The following is a 14623-nucleotide window of genomic DNA, read 5'->3' as shown; positions in this document are numbered from 1 at the left end:
GGCTCACAGATGCCGGTAGACGTCGGCCGTCGTCAGTCCCTTGGCGAGCATGAGCACCTGCAGGTGGTAGAGCAGCTGCGAGATCTCCTCGGCGGTGCGCTCGTCGCCCTCGTACTCGGCGGCCATCCACACCTCGGCTGCCTCCTCGACGATCTTCTTGCCGATGAAGTGCACGCCGGCGTCGAGCTCGCGGACGGTGCCCGAACCCTCGGGACGGGCGGCGGCCTTCTCGCCCAGCTCAGCGAAGAGGTCGTCGAAAGTTTTCACCGGGGAAGTCTATACGGCGGCCGGGCGCGGGACGCCTCAGTGCCGGTGCAGGTGAGCGGTCGCCGTCTCGCGCAGCGACGCGATCGCGGCCTCCGGGTCGTCCGCGCCGAAGACCGCGGAGCCCGCGACGAAGGTGTCGGCTCCCGCCTCCGCTGCGATCTCGATCGTGCCGGGTGCGATCCCGCCGTCGACCTGGAGCCAGACGTCGAGCCCGGTGCGGTCCACCACGTTCCGGAGCGTGCGCAGCTTGGGCATCGTCTCCTGCATGAAGGACTGGCCCCCGAAGCCGGGCTCGACCGTCATCACGAGGACCTGGTCGAACTCGGGCAGGAGGTCGAGGTAGTCGTCCACCATCGTGCCCGGCTTGAGCGCGATCCCCGCCCGCGAGCCGATCCCGCGCAGGCGCCGCGCCAGGGCCACGGCGTCGCGCGCGGCCTCGGCGTGGAAGGTCACGGAGAAGGCGCCGGTCTCGGCGTAGTCGGGGGCCCACCGGTCGGGGTCGTCGATCATCAGGTGCAGGTCGAGCGGGCGGGGCGAGACGTCCTGGAGGCGCTGGACCATGTTCAGCCCGAAGGTGAGGTTCGGCACGAAGTGGTTGTCCATCACGTCGACGTGCACGAGGTCGGCCCCGGCGATGCGCTGCAGCTCGGCCTCGAAGTTCACGAAGTCGGCGGAGAGGATGCTGGGGTTGATCCGTGCGGGCATGCGTCCAGCCTAGATCGGAGCGTCCTCGGCGTCCGCCCGGCTGAGCACGCTCCCGCTCCGGAGGGGTCAGGCGTCTCCGGACGCCGCCTCGAGGGGCCGGCGGCGGCGGAGGAGCTGGACGAACATGGCGTCGGTGCCGTGCCGGTGCGGCCAGAGCTGCACGTGGAGGGGGCCGTCCGGCAGCGGGAGCGGGTCCGCCGTCACCGCGCGCAGCACGGCCGGCGTGTCGACGAGCTCGAGCTCGTGCCGCTCCTGCGCGAGGGCGAGCACGCGCCGGGTCTCGCCGAGGTGCGGCGAGCAGGTCACGTAGGCCAGCAGCCCGTCGGGAGCGAGAGCCCGGACCGCGGAGTCGAGCAGCTCGCCCTGGAGGGCGGCCAGCGGCTCCACGTCGGCCGCGGACTTGCGCCAGCGCGCCTCGGGCCGACGCCGCAGCGCACCGAGACCGGTGCACGGCGCGTCGAGGAGGACGCGGTCGAACGAGCCCGGCTGCTCGTCGCCCAGGTCGCGCCCGTCGCCGGTGCGCACCTCGACCGACGGGTCGACGGCGGCCAGCGCCTGCCGCACCAGGCCCGCGCGGCCCGGGACCACCTCGTTGGCGAGCAGCGCCGCCCCGCCTGCGCGCGCCTCCGCCGCGAGCAGCGCCGCCTTGCCGCCGGGTCCCGCGCACAGGTCGAGCCAGCGCTCGCCCGGGCGGACCGGCCGTGCCCGGGAGAGCGCCAGAGCGGCGAGCTGGGAGCCCTCGTCCTGCACGCGCACGCGGCCCTCGTGCACCGCGGGGACTGCCTCCGGGTCGCCGCCGGTGCTGGTCATGCCGACCGGCGAGAAGCGGTCGGATTCGGCGCCGGCGATCTCGCCGGGAGACGCCAGGCCCGGCAGAGCCACCAGGTTCACCCGCGGAGCCGCGTTGTCGGCGGCGAGCAGCGCGTCGAGCTCGTCGGCCGCCCCCTCCGCCGCCAGCGCCCGTCGCAGGGCGCGCACGATCCACACGGGGTGGGAGCTCAGCGCGGCGATCCGGTCGTCGCCGGAGACCGCGGCCGCGGAGACCCGCTCGCGCCACTCGCCGGCGCCCGAGCGCGAGACCGCGCGCAGCACGGCGTTGGCGAAGGCCACCGCTCCCCGCGAGGAGCCGGCCGCGACGAGCGCGACGCTCTCGTTCACCGCGGCGTGCGGGGCCACGCGGGTCGCGAGCAGCTGGTGCACGCCCAGGCGCAGCGCGTCGAGCACCGGCGCATCGATGCTCTCGACGGACCGGCCGGCCGCGAGGGCGATCACGCGGTCGTAGTAGCCGGACATCCGCAGAGTGCCGTAGCAGAGCTCGGTGGCCAGTCCCGCGTCGGCGGGCGAGAGGCCGGCGGCGCTGATCCGCGCGGGCAGGACCAGGTTGGCGTAGGCGTCCGACCCGCTCACCGCGAGCAGGACGTCGTAGGCGACCCGCCGGGCGGGAGCGGCCTCGCGACGGGCGCTCACGCGAGCACCGTGCTCTCGCGCAGGCCGCGGGCCCAGGCGGCGCCGGCCATCGGGGTCCTGCCGGCGGGCTGGACGGTGACCAGCTCGACCGCTCCGTCCGCGGTGCCGACGAGGGCGCGCCCCGAGTCGAGGCGGACGACGCCGGGAGCGAGGTCCCCCTCGGCCGCGCGGACCGCGAGCACCTTGAGGCGCGCGTCCCCCACCGCGGTCGAGGCTCCGGGCTCGGGAGTCGTTCCGCGCACGAGCGCGAGGACCCGCGCGGTCGGGAGGCTCCAGTCGATCCGGCCGTCGGCGGCGTCGAGCTTGGGAGCGGGGGTCGCCTCTCCGGCCTGCGGAGTCGCGACGGCCGTGCCCTCCTCCAGCGCGTCGACCACGCCGAGGGTGAGGCCGGCGCCGCTCGCGGCCAGCTCCGTCAGCAGCTCGCCCGCGGTGCGCTCCCCCGCGTCGACGGCGAGCTCGGCGTACACGTCACCGGCGTCGAGCTCGGCGACCAGCTGGAAGACGCTCGCGCCGATCCGCGTGTCGCCCGCCATCAGCGCCCGCTGGACGGGAGCCGCCCCGCGCCAGCGCGGCAGCAGGGAGAAGTGCAGGTTGATCCAGCCCAGGCGCGGCACCGCCAGCAGGCGCTGCCGGACGAGGCCGCCGTAGGCCACGATCACGCCGAGGTCGGGGGCGAGCTCCGCGATCCGGTCGGTCACGTCCTCGTCGAGGCGGTTCGCCCGGATCACCGGGATCCCCAGCTCCTCGGCCACGACGGCGACCGGCGAGGGGGTGAGCACGCGCTTGCGTCCCACCGGGGCGTCCTCCCGGGTGACCACGGCCACGACCTCGTGCGCGGAGGCGGCGAGGTCGCGGAGGGTCGGAACGGCGGCGGCGGGCGTGCCGGCGAAGACGAGGCGCACGGGGGTCTCCTGGGGAGTCAGAGGATGTCGGGGTCGTCGAGACGGACCCGGAGCCGGGGGGCCGGCCGGAAGCGGCCGGGCGTGGTCGGCGGGCGACGACGGCGCGTGGCGTTGCGGATCACGGCGGAGCGGAGGCGCGCGGCCACATCCGCACCGCGAGCGTAGTCGAACCGGACGATCGCCCGGACGGAGCCGTCCTCGAGCCCGACAGGACCGAGGACCTCGTGCCGGTCGTCCTCGTCGAGCGCCTCGAGCGCCTCCTCCACCGCGTGCGCGTCGCCGCTCACCGTGGCCAGGCGCACCGCGGGCGGGAAGCGCAGAGCGCGCCGCTCCTGGAGCTCGGCCCGGAGGTACTCGGCCTGCCGCCAGGTCGCCAGGGCGGTCGCGAGCCGGCCGCCGACCCCGACCAGGAGGACCGGCGCGCCCGGGCGGGCCAGCGCCGCGGCGTTCGACCAGGTGCGGAGCGCGTCGTCGGCGACCCGCAGGCTCTCGCGGGCCAGCATCCGCTCGCCGTCCAGCAGCAGGACGGCGTGGTAGCCGCCGTCGGCCCGCGGCTCCGCCCCGCGCGTGGCCACGACGAGCGCGGGCTCGTCGGGGAGGGTGAGCACGGGGCGCTGCCCGTCGGCGACGATCACCTTGGCACCCGGGAAGGCGCGTCCGAGCTCCTCCGCGGTGCGGCCCGCGCCGAGGGAGACGAGGCGCAGAGCCGTCGCCTCGCAGACGGAGCAGGTCCAGTCGGCCGCGATCAGGCCGCACCAGCCGCAGCTCGGCCGCCCGCCCTCGGAGTGCACGCCGAGCGGACCCTGGCAGCGGTTGCAGCGTGCGACGGTCCGGCAGCGGGCGCAGGCGACCACCGGCGCGTAGCCGGGGCGCGCGACCTGGACGAGCACGGGACCGGAGTCGAGGGCCTTCCGCGCCTCCCGCCAGGCGGAGGAGGGGATGCGCGCTGCCGCGTCGTGCTCGTCGGCCGCCCACTGCTGGGCGGTCGGCACGACGTGCGGGCGGCGGCTCGGCCGCGGCTCCACCTCGGTCGCGAAGCCGATCTCGACGAGCCGCTCGACCTCGACCGTGCGCGTGTTGCCGAGCAGGACGAGGCCGGCGCCGCTCTGCTCCTGCCGCACCAGGGCGACGTCGCGCGCGTGCGCGTAGGGCGCGAGCGGCTCGGCGAAGAGTGGATCGCCGTCGTCCCAGAGCCCGATCAGGCCGAGGGCGGAGGAGGGCGCGTAGAGGACGGAGCGGTTGCCGACGACGACCCGCGGCCCGGGATCGAGGCAGCGGACGAAGGCGGAGTAGCGCTCGGCGCCCTTCTGCCGCGCATCGAGGCGCACCACCGCCTCCGCGGGGACGAGGGCGGCGAGGGCCAGCTCCAGCTGCTCCTGGTCGCGGTAGTCGGGGACGGCCAGGATCGCGTCGCGGCCCGCGGCGAGCGTGTCCCGGGCGAGCTCGGCGAGCGTGACGGCCCAGCCGCCGACCCACGCGCCCGAGTCGAGCCTCACGGGAGCCGGCACGGCGCCGACCGCCAGCCGGGCCCCCTCGGCGAGTCCCGCGAAGGAGGCGTCGGGGTAGCCCGTCACGCCGCCCGCCTCGACCGCGGGCGCCGCAGGAGCGGGACCCGCGGCGAGTCGCGCCTTCTCGACGCGGACGTGGCGGCGCGGCACGGCCAGGCGCAGCACGTCGCTCGCGCCTCCGGAGGCGCGGTCGGCCACCCGGCGGGCGAGGGCCCAGACCTCCGGGGTCAGCACGACGAGCGGCGAGACCAGCTCCTCGATGCCGCTGAGCGCTCCGGCGTGCTCGGTCCCCTCCCCCGTCTCGACGACGAACGCGTCGGCGATCCGGCCTCCGGTCCGCAACGGCACCCGCACGCGCACGCCGGGGACCACCTCGCCGCGCAGCGCCTCCGGCACCGCGTAGTCCAGGAGCCGGTCGAGCTGCGGGAGGGGCGAGTCCAGGAGCACGCGCGCGACGGCTCCGCTCGTCGCCATCGCCGCCGCGCCCGCTACGAGAGGCCCGCGGCGGAGCGCAGGTCGTCGACCCGGTCGAGGCGCTCCCAGGTGAAGTCGGGCAGCTCCCGGCCGAAGTGGCCGTAGGCCGCGGTCTGCGCGTAGATCGGGCGGAGCAGGTCGAGTGCGTGGATGATCGCGGCCGGGCGCAGGTCGAAGACCGAGCGGATCGCCTCGGTGATCGTCTCGTCGGAGACGGTGCCGGTGCCGAAGGTCTCGACGTAGAGGCCGACCGGGGCCGCCTTGCCGATGGCGTAGGCGACCTGCACCTCCAGCCGCGAGGCGAGCCCCGCGGCGACCGCGTTCTTGGCGACCCACCGCATGGCGTAGGCGGCCGAGCGGTCCACCTTCGACGGGTCCTTGCCCGAGAACGCGCCGCCGCCGTGGCGGGACGCTCCGCCGTAGGTGTCGACGATGATCTTGCGGCCGGTGAGCCCGGCGTCGCCCTGAGGGCCGCCGATCTCGAAGCGGCCCGTCGGGTTGATCAGCAGGCGCACGGCGGAGGAGTCGAGGTCGACCGTCTCGAGGACGGGGCGGATGACGTGCGCCGCGATGTCCGCGTGGATCGTCTCGGTGCTGACGTGCTCTGCGTGCTGGGTGGACAGGACGACGGTGTCGATGGTGGACGGCGTCGTGCCGTCGTAGCCGATGGTGACCTGGGTCTTGCCGTCGGGTCGGAGGTAGTCGAGCTCGCCCGACTTGCGGACGGCGGCCAGGCGCTCGGCGAGGCGGTGCGAGAGCCAGCTCGGCAGCGGCATGTACTCGGGGGTCTCGTCGGTCGCGAAGCCGAACATCAGGCCCTGGTCGCCCGCGCCCTGGCGGTCGAAGGCGTCCTCGCCCGCCTCGGAGGAGCGGACCTCGAGCGCCGTGTCGACGCCCGCCGCGATCTCGGGCGACTGCTGGCCGATCGAGACCGAGACGCCGCAGGAGCGGCCGTCGAAGCCCTTCTCCGAGGAGTCGTAGCCGATCTCGACGATCGTGTCGCGCACGATCTTGGGGATCTCGACGTAGCCGCTCGTGGAGACCTCGCCCGCGACGTGCACGAGCCCCGTCGTGACCAGCGTCTCGACGGCGACCCGGCTGTGCGGGTCCTCGCGGAGCAGGGCGTCGAGGATGCGGTCCGAGATCTGGTCGCAGATCTTGTCCGGGTGGCCCTCGGTGACGGACTCGGAGGTGAACAGGCGGAGGGGACCGGAGGTCATGCTTCTCTTCTCGTCCCGGCTCGTGCGGACCGGGGTCGTTCGTACCGGGAGTGGCCTGGCGGGCGCGATGCCGGGCGGCAGGCGATCGGCGCCTGGGCGGGCGGACCGGCGGGGCTAGCGCACGACCGCGTCGAGGACGCGATCGGCCACCTCCGCCTTGCTGCCCGAGGCCTCGCCAACTATATCGCCGGCCCGATCGAGGACCACGACGGCGTTGCTGTCGCTCTGGAAACCCTCGGCCCAGCCCACCCTGTTGAGGACGAGCAGGTCGCAGCCCTTCCGGGCGATCTTGGCGCGGCCGAGGGCGAGCATCGCGTCCCGGTCCGGCTCGGTCTCCGCGGCGAAGCCGACGACGATCTGCCCCTCCCGCCGGGAGGCGGAGATCTCGGCGAGGACGTCCGGGTTCTTGACGAGATCGAGGACGAGACGGTCGCCCTGCTGCTCCTTCTTGATCTTCGCGTCGGCGACCGCGGCGGGCCGGTAGTCGGCGACGGCCGCGGCCATGATCACGACGTCCGCGCCGGGGGCCGCGGCGAGGGCGGCCTCGCGCAGCTCGAGCGCGGTGCCCACCGGGAGGACCGTGACGCCCTCCGGCGCCGGCACGTCGAGGTTCGCGGCGAGGAGGGTGACCTCCGCGCCCCGGGCCGCAGCGGCCAGCGCGAGCGCGACGCCCTGCCTGCCGCTGGAGCGGTTGCCGACGAAGCGCACCGGGTCGAGGGGCTCGCGGGTGCCGCCGGCGGTCACGAGGACGCGCACGCCCGCGAGGTCGCGGCGGGCGGAGGCGGAGCGGGCGTGGACGGCGAGGGCCTCCGCCACGATCGTCTCGGGCTCCTCCATGCGGCCGGGGCCCGAGTCGGCGCCGGTGAGGCGGCCGACCGCGGGGCCGACGACGTGCACGCCGCGGGAGCGGAGCACCGCCGTGTTCGCGACGGTGGCGGCGTTCGCCCACATCTCGGTGTGCATCGCGGGGGCGACCACGAGCGGGGCGGTGCTCGCGAGCACCGTGTTGCCGAGCAGGTCGTCGGCGAGGCCGGCAGCGAGTTTGGCGAGCGTGTGCGCCGTCGCGGGCGCGATCACTATGAGGTCGGCGGCCTGGCCGATGGCCACGTGCCGGACCTCGGCGACGCCCTCGTAGAGCTCGGTGTGCACCGGGTTCCGCGAGATGGCCTCGAGGGTGGGCTTCCCGACGAAGCGCAGCGCGGCCTCGGTCGCGACGACGTGCACGTCGTGCCCCGCGAGGACCAGCGCGCGGACGACTCCGACGGCCTTGTACGCGGCTATGCCGCCGGTAATGCCGACGACGACGTTGAGCCGTCGGCCGGCCTCGAGAGAGGAGCCCACCCGGAGGGGACTACTCGGCGAGGGGCTTGGCGACGAGCTTGTCCTCGTTGATCTCGTGCAGTGCGACCGAGAGGGGCTTGTCGTCGATGGTGGAGTCGACCAGCGGGCCGACGTTGTCGAACAGGCTGCCCTCGTGGAGGTCGGCGTAGTAGTCGTTGATCTGGCGGGCGCGCTTGGAGGCGAAGATCACCAGCGCGTACTTGGAGTCGACCTTCGAGAGGAGCTCGTCGATGGGCGGGTCGATGATGCCGAGGTTGTTGGCCATGGGTGTCTCCTTGCAGGCGCATCAGCGCCGATCTGCGGCTCCGGAGCAACACGGCGCGCGGGCTCCGAGGGGCGTGTGCCCGGTGGGACCCGGGGCGTCGGCCCGGAGGTGGTCGGTGGCCCGGTGTCAGCGGCCCGGGTCAGCGGGCGCGCCGTCGGCACGAGGCGACATCAATTCTACGACCTCGCGGGCCGCTTCGGGCACGGTGCTGTTGACGACGGCGAAATCGAACTCGTCCTGCGCGGCCAGCTCCACCTTCGCGGTGGCCAGACGGCGCTCCTGCTCCTCCGCGCTCTCGGTGCCGCGGCCGACCAGCCGGCGGACCAGCTCGTCCCAGCTCGGCGGCAGGAGGAAGACCAGCCGCGCGTCCGGCATCCGCTCGCGCACCTGGCGGGCACCCTGGATGTCGATCTCGAGCATCACCTGCCGGCCCTGCTCCAGCGCGGCGTCGATGGGGCCGCGGGGCGTGCCGTAGCGGTGAGCGTTGTGGACGACGGCGTACTCGAGGAACTCCCCCGCCGCGACCATCCGGTCGAACTCGGCGTCGTCGACGAAGTAGTAGCTGACGCCGTCCACCTCGCCCGGACGCGGGGCCCGGGTGGTGGCCGAGACCGAGAGCAGGACGTCCGGGTAGTTCTCGCGGATGTAGGTCGACACGGTGCCCTTGCCGACCGCGGTCGGACCGGCGAGGACGAGCAGGCGGTTGCGGCCGGGGCGGCGCTGCCGCGACTCCCGCTCCTCGAGGAACGACGCCAGGCCCTCGACCTGGCGCCGGCCGAGCCCGCCGAGGCGCTTCGACTCGGCGATCCGCAGCTGGTCCATCACCCGGGGCGTCTTCACCACGCCGAGTGCGGGCACGGCGCGGAGCAGCTCGCTGACGCGCATCCGCCCCTCGACTCCGAGCGGCTCGGCCTGGGCCGCCGCGAGCACGGCGGTCGCGGGGCGGCGTCCGGCGGCGACGGCCTTCTTGACGGCGGCGCGGGCACGGCGCGCCGCGATCGCGGCCTCGGAGGCGGCGCGCCGGTCGACCTCGGGCGGCGAGGGACGGCGCACGGCCTCCGGGCGCGAGGAGGCGCCGGGATCGGGGCTGACGGTTTCAGCGGACAAGGGTCTCCTGGATGTCGGTCGCGCGGCGGGTGATCTCGGCCGCGATCCCCGAGGGGCCGGCGCCGAGCACGCTGCGCGACTCGCTGACGATGGTGGCGGCGCTCAGCGCGCCGAACAGCCGCTGCGCGTCCGCGACGGCTGCGCCCTGGTGGCCGAAGCCGGGCGCGAGCACCGGAAGTGCGGGGTGCAGCGGCTCGTCGATGCCGATGCCGAAGTCGCCCAGGGCGACAGTGGCGCCGAGCACCACGCCGACCGAGCCGATCGACGCGCGAGCGTGAGCGTCGTTCCAGGATGCCACGTCCGCCACGACCGCGCGTGCCACGGTGGATCCCGCCCGGCCGCCGTCCTGCACGAGGGCGCGCTGCACGGGGCGGGCCTCGGGGTTGGAGGTGGCTGCGAGGACGAACACGCCCTTGCCCGCCTCCTCGGCGAGGGTCAGCATCCCCTCGAGGGAGCCGAGCCCCTGGTAGGCCGCCGCGGTCATGGCGTCCGCCTCGAGCGGCGAGCCGGGCCGGAGCCACGCCTCGGCGTAGGCGGTGACGCTCGTGCCGATGTCGCCGCGCTTGACGTCGGCGATCACCAGCAGTCCGGCCTCGCGGGCGTCGGCGAGCACGCGCTCGAGCGCGGCGTAGCCCGCCGAGCCGTGCCGCTCGAAGAACGCGATCTGCGGCTTCACCACGCCAGCACGGCCGGCCGCCGCCTCGACGACCGTTCGGCCGAAGCTCTCGAGCCCGGCCGCGTCGTCGGCGAGGCCCCACGCGTCGAGCAGGTACGCGTGCGGGTCGATCCCGACGCAGAGCCGGCCGTGCGCGGCGAACGCCGCCTCGAGGCGCGAGCCGAAGGAGGCGGTGCCCGCCGCGCCGCCGCTCACGCGGTGCGCTCCGCGCGGCGCAGGGCGTAGTCCTGCAGGCTCGTCACCTCGAAGGGCTCGTTCGCCGCGTCGAGCGAGGCGACCGCCGCCGCGAGCTGGGCGATCGTGGTGAACAGCGGCTTGTCCGCGGCGACCGCGGCGGCGCGGATCTCGTAGCCGTCGGCGCGGGTCGCTCCTCCGCTGGGCGTGTTGATCACCACGTCGACCTCGTCGCGGGCGATCAGCTCGACGATGGAGGGCGCGTCGCCCTCGGCGGTCTCGCTGTACTTGCGGACCACGCGGGCCTGGATCCCGTTGCGGTTCAGCACCTCGGCCGTGCCCTCGGTCGCGAGGATGTCGAAGCCGAGCTGACGCAGGCGCAGCGCGGGCAGGACGATCGAGCGCTTGTCGCGGTCGGCGACCGAGATGAAGACGGTCCCGCTCGCCGGCATGCCGCCGTACGCGGCGTCCTGGCTCTTCGCGAAGGCGCGCGGGAAGTCGCGGTCGATCCCCATGACCTCGCCAGTGGAGCGCATCTCGGGCCCGAGCAGCGAGTCGACGATCTGGCCCTCCTTGGTGCGGAAGCGCTTGAACGGCAGGACCGCCTCCTTCACCGCGATGGGAGAGTCCATCGGGACGTCGGAGCCGTCGCGCTCGGGCAGCAGGCCCTCGGCCTTCAGCGCGGCGATGGTCTCGCCCACCATCAGGCGCGACGCGGCCTTCGCGAGCGGGATGCCCAGCGCCTTCGACACGAACGGCACGGTGCGCGAGGCCCGGGGGTTCGCCTCGAGCACGTAGAGCACGCCCTGGCCGATCGCGAACTGGACGTTCAGCAGTCCTCGGACGCCGACGCCCTGCGCGATCGCGAGGGTCGCCTCCCGCACCTGGTCGATCTGGCGGCGGCCGAGCGTCACCGGCGGGAGCGTGCACGCCGAGTCGCCGGAGTGGATGCCGGCCTCCTCGATGTGCTCCATCACTCCTCCGATGTAGAGCTGCTCGCCGTCGAAGAGCGCGTCGACGTCGATCTCGATCGCGTCGTCGAGGAAGCGGTCCACCAGCAGCGGGTGCGCCTCGTCGATGATCCCCTCGCCGGCCATCCGCTCGAAGTAGTCCTCGAGCTGGGGCGTGCCGTAGACGATCTCCATGCCGCGCCCGCCGAGGACGAACGACGGACGGACGAGGACCGGGTAGCCGATCTCCACCGCGACCTCGCGGGCGCCGTCGAGGTCGGTCGCGGTGCCGTTGCGCGGAGCGAGAAGTCCCGCCTCGTCGAGGATCCGCGAGAACGCGCCGCGCTCCTCCGCGAGGTCGATGTTCGCGGGGGTGGTGCCGAGGATGGGCACGCCGGCCGCCTCGAGGCCCGCGGCGAGCCCGAGCGCCGTCTGGCCGCCCAGCTGCACGACGACGCCGACGAGCTCGCCGGACTGCGACTCCGCGTGGATGACCTCGAGCACGTCCTCGAGAGTCAGCGGCTCGAAGTAGAGGCGGTCCGAGGTGTCGTAGTCGGTCGAGACCGTCTCGGGATTGCAGTTGATCATGATCGTCTCGAAGCCCGCGTCCGAGAGCGCGAACGAGGCGTGCACGCAGGAGTAGTCGAACTCGACCCCCTGGCCGATGCGGTTGGGGCCGGAGCCCAGGATGACGACCTTGCGGCGGTCGGCGGCGACGACCTCCGTCTCCTCGTCGTACGAGGAGTAGTGGTACGGCGTGAGCGCCGGGAACTCGCCCGCGCAGGTGTCGACGGTCTTGTAGACCGGGCGCACGTCCAGCGCGTAGCGGGTGCGGCGGACCTCCGCCTCGTCGAGCCCGCGGAGCTCGGCGATCTGCGCGTCCGAGAAGCCGTGGTCCTTCGCCAGGCGGAGGAGTCCGGCGTCGAGGCCGTCGTGCTCGCGCACCAGGTCGGCGATCTCGTTGATCAGCACGATCTGGTCGAGGAACCAGGGGTCGATCTTCGTGGACTCGAACGCCTGCTCGACCGTGGCTCCCAGGCGCAGCGCCTGCTGCACGGTGACGATGCGGCCGTCGGTCGGGGTCCTCGCGATCTCGAGGAGCTCCTCGACCGAGCGCTCCTGCGCGCCCCAGTGGAACGACGAGCCGCGCTTCTCGAGCGAGCGGAGCGCCTTCTGCAGCGCCTGCGCGTAGTTGCGGCCGATCGCCATCGCCTCGCCCACCGACTTCATGGTCGTGGTCAGCGTCTTGTCGGCGGCCGGGAACTTCTCGAACGCGAACCGCGGGACCTTCACGACCACGTAGTCCAGCGTCGGCTCGAAGCTCGCCGGCGTCACCTTGGTGATGTCGTTCGGGATCTCGTCCAGGCGGTAGCCGATGGCGAGCTTCGCGGCGATCTTGGCGATCGGGAAGCCGGTCGCCTTGGAGGCGAGGGCGGAGGAGCGGGAGACGCGCGGGTTCATCTCGATCACGATGATCCGGCCGTCCGCCGGGTCGATCGCGAACTGGATGTTGCAGCCGCCGGTGTCCACGCCCACGTCGCGGATGATCCGGATGCCGATGTCGCGCAGCTTCTGGTACTCGCGGTCGGTGAGGGTCAGCGCCGGTGCGACGGTGATCGAGTCGCCCGTGTGCACGCCGACGGGGTCGACGTTCTCGATCGAGCAGACGACGACCGTGTTGTCGGCCGTGTCGCGCATCAGCTCGAGCTCGTACTCCTTCCAGCCGAGGATCGACTCCTCCAGGAGCACCTCGGTGGTGGGGCTCTGGTGCAGGCCGTCGCCGACCATCCGCACCAGCTCCTCGCGGGTGTAGGCGAAGCCGGAGCCCAGGCCGCCCATGGTGAACGACGGGCGGATGACGAGGGGATAGCCCAGGTCCTCGGCGTACTCGATCGCCTCGTCGACGGTGTGCGCGATGTAGGACTTCGCGACGTCGGCGCCCGCGTCCAGCACCAGCTGCTTGAAGATCTGCCGGTCCTCGCCGCGGTTGATCGCCTCGAAGCTCGCGCCGATGAGCTCGACGCCGTACTTCTCGAGGATCCCGAGGTCGTGCAGCTGGATGGCCGCGTTCAGGGCCGTCTGCCCGCCGAGGGTCGGCAGGATCGCGTCCGGCTTCTCCTTGGCGATGATCGCCTCGATCGCCTTGGGCGTGATCGGCTCCACGTAGGTGGCGTCGGCGAAGTCGGGATCGGTCATGATCGTCGCCGGGTTGGAGTTGACGAGGATCACGCGCACCCCCTCGGCGCGCAGCACGCGGCAGGCCTGGGTGCCGGAGTAGTCGAACTCGACGGCCTGTCCGATGACGATCGGGCCGGAGCCGATGACCAGGACGCTCTGGATGTCTTCCCTGCGCGGCATTACTTCTGCTCTCCGATGCTGCTGGTCGTGGGGATGTCGGTGGGCTCCGAGGCCCCGCGCCCGGCCGTGCGCTGCACGACCATCTCGCGGAAGCGGTCGAAGAGGTGGTTGGAGTCGTGCGGGCCGGCCGCCGCCTCCGGGTGGTACTGCACCGAGAAGGCGGGGATGTCGAGGCAGCGCAGGCCTTCCACGACCGAGTCGTTGAGGGAGTAGTGGCTGACCTCGACGCGGCCGAAGCCCTCGGGCGAGTCCAGCTCGCCCTCGATCGGCGCGTCCACGGCGAACCCGTGGTTCTGCGAGGTGATCTCCACGCGGCCGGTGAGCTTGTCGAGCACGGGCTGGTTGATCCCGCGGTGGCCGAACGGGAGCTTGTAGGTGCCGAAGCCGAGAGCGCGCCCCAGCAGCTGGTTGCCGAAGCAGATGCCGAAGAACGGCAGGTCGGCGCGCAGGGTGGTGCGCAGCAGCTCGACGTGGCGGTCCGAGGCCTCGGGGTCGCCGGGGCCGTTGGAGAAGAAGAGCGCGGACGGGTCGAGCGCGAGCACCTGCTCGGCGGTCACCGACTCGGGCAGCACGTGGACGTCGAAGCCGCGCTCCGCGAGGTAGTTGACCGTCGAGGTCTTCACCCCCAGGTCGATGACCGCGACCGAGCCGACGCGCTCGCCGCGGGCAGGCACCGTGTACTGCTCGTCGGTCGAGACCGAGGAGGAGAGGTTGAGCCCCTGCATCTGCCGGCCGCCGAGGACCAGCGCGAGCTGCTCCTCCTCGGGGAGGGCGAGGTCCTCGCCGGAGAACACGCCGGCGCGCATCGAGCCGGCCGAGCGGATGTGGCGGGTGATCGCCCGGGTGTCGACGCCGGAGATCCCGACGATGCCGTCGGTCTCCAGGTCGTCGCCGAGGGAGCGCTGCGCGCGGAAGTTGGAGACGACGCGGGAGGGGTCGCGGACGACGTAGCCGGCGACCCAGATGCGGCGCGACTCCATGTCCTCGTCGTTGGTCCCGGTGTTGCCGATGTGGGGCGCGGTCTGCACGACGATCTGGCCGGCGTAGCTCGGGTCGGTCAGCGTCTCCTGGTAGCCGGTCATGCCGGTGGCGAAGACGATCTCGCCCAGGGTGCGGCCTCGGGCGCCGTAGGCCTGTCCCCGGAATCGTCGTCCGTCCTCGAGGACGAGGACGGCGGTGGGTTCGGTGCTGAGGCGTGTCGTTGGCACG

At 73.7% G+C, this 14623-nt stretch carries 12 protein-coding genes; all 12 read right to left on the bottom strand.

All coding sequences use genetic code 11. From position 1 onward, the window contains the following. Positions 1-3: 3 nt before the first annotated feature. The 12 genes from C5C36_RS01645 to carA all read right to left on the bottom strand — a co-directional run bounded on the left by C5C36_RS01645 (position 4) and on the right by carA (position 14622). On the bottom strand, positions 4-267 hold the full coding sequence (locus C5C36_RS01645) for a phosphoribosyl-ATP diphosphatase (protein ID WP_055791842.1): 264 nt from the start codon (positions 265-267) through the stop codon (positions 4-6). Between the two features lie 36 nt (positions 268-303). Continuing rightward, positions 304-972 carry a ribulose-phosphate 3-epimerase gene (gene rpe, locus C5C36_RS01640; protein WP_104263167.1) on the bottom strand — a complete coding sequence of 223 codons (669 nt, stop codon included), beginning with the start codon at positions 970-972 and terminating at the stop codon, positions 304-306. Between the two features lie 66 nt (positions 973-1038). Continuing rightward, a complete protein-coding gene (locus C5C36_RS01635) occupies positions 1039-2439 on the bottom strand; it encodes an RsmB/NOP family class I SAM-dependent RNA methyltransferase (protein ID WP_258072158.1) in 1401 nt (466 codons plus the stop codon). Further along, positions 2436-3341 (bottom strand): methionyl-tRNA formyltransferase, encoded by a 906-nt coding sequence (locus tag C5C36_RS17435; protein WP_181027104.1) that lies wholly within the window; start codon positions 3339-3341, stop codon positions 2436-2438. The genes C5C36_RS01635 and C5C36_RS17435 overlap by 4 nt, the downstream gene beginning before the upstream one ends. 17 nt (positions 3342-3358) lie before the next feature. After that, entirely contained in the window at positions 3359-5323 is a 1965-nt protein-coding gene (locus C5C36_RS01625) for a hypothetical protein (RefSeq protein ID WP_104297627.1), read from the bottom strand. Positions 5324-5337: 14 nt separating this feature from the next. After that, positions 5338-6543, bottom strand: a complete 1206-nt coding sequence (gene metK, locus C5C36_RS01620) for a methionine adenosyltransferase (protein ID WP_104221839.1) — start codon at positions 6541-6543, stop codon at positions 5338-5340. Positions 6544-6657: 114 nt separating this feature from the next. Further along, the gene (gene coaBC / locus C5C36_RS01615; RefSeq protein ID WP_104309116.1) at positions 6658-7884 is read right to left on the bottom strand and encodes a bifunctional phosphopantothenoylcysteine decarboxylase/phosphopantothenate--cysteine ligase CoaBC; all 1227 of its coding nucleotides are present in this window, start codon (positions 7882-7884) and stop codon (positions 6658-6660) included. 10 nt (positions 7885-7894) lie between these two features. After that, entirely contained in the window at positions 7895-8149 is a 255-nt protein-coding gene (gene rpoZ, locus C5C36_RS01610) for a DNA-directed RNA polymerase subunit omega (RefSeq protein ID WP_104221835.1), read from the bottom strand. 126 nt (positions 8150-8275) lie between these two features. Next, a complete protein-coding gene (gmk, locus tag C5C36_RS01605; RefSeq protein ID WP_104354723.1) occupies positions 8276-9202 on the bottom strand; it encodes a guanylate kinase in 927 nt (308 codons plus the stop codon). Positions 9203-9245: 43 nt separating this feature from the next. Next, positions 9246-10127 carry an orotidine-5'-phosphate decarboxylase gene (gene pyrF / locus C5C36_RS01600; protein WP_104246781.1) on the bottom strand — a complete coding sequence of 294 codons (882 nt, stop codon included), beginning with the start codon at positions 10125-10127 and terminating at the stop codon, positions 9246-9248. Further along, positions 10124-13414: a carbamoyl-phosphate synthase large subunit gene (gene carB / locus C5C36_RS01595; RefSeq protein WP_104221829.1), complete on the bottom strand. Its 3291-nt coding sequence runs from the start codon at positions 13412-13414 to the stop codon at positions 10124-10126. Before carB ends, pyrF begins: the two co-directional genes overlap by 4 nt. Beyond that, positions 13414-14622 carry a glutamine-hydrolyzing carbamoyl-phosphate synthase small subunit gene (carA, locus tag C5C36_RS01590; protein WP_104225321.1) on the bottom strand — a complete coding sequence of 403 codons (1209 nt, stop codon included), beginning with the start codon at positions 14620-14622 and terminating at the stop codon, positions 13414-13416. Before carA ends, carB begins: the two co-directional genes overlap by 1 nt. Position 14623 lies beyond the last annotated feature (1 nt).

The sequence above is a fragment of the Rathayibacter sp. AY1G1 genome (assembly GCF_002932095.1).
Classification (GTDB): Bacteria; Actinomycetota; Actinomycetes; order Actinomycetales; family Microbacteriaceae; genus Rathayibacter.
Note: the sequence above shows the minus strand (reverse complement) of the source record. Positions and strands in the feature narration are given on the sequence as shown.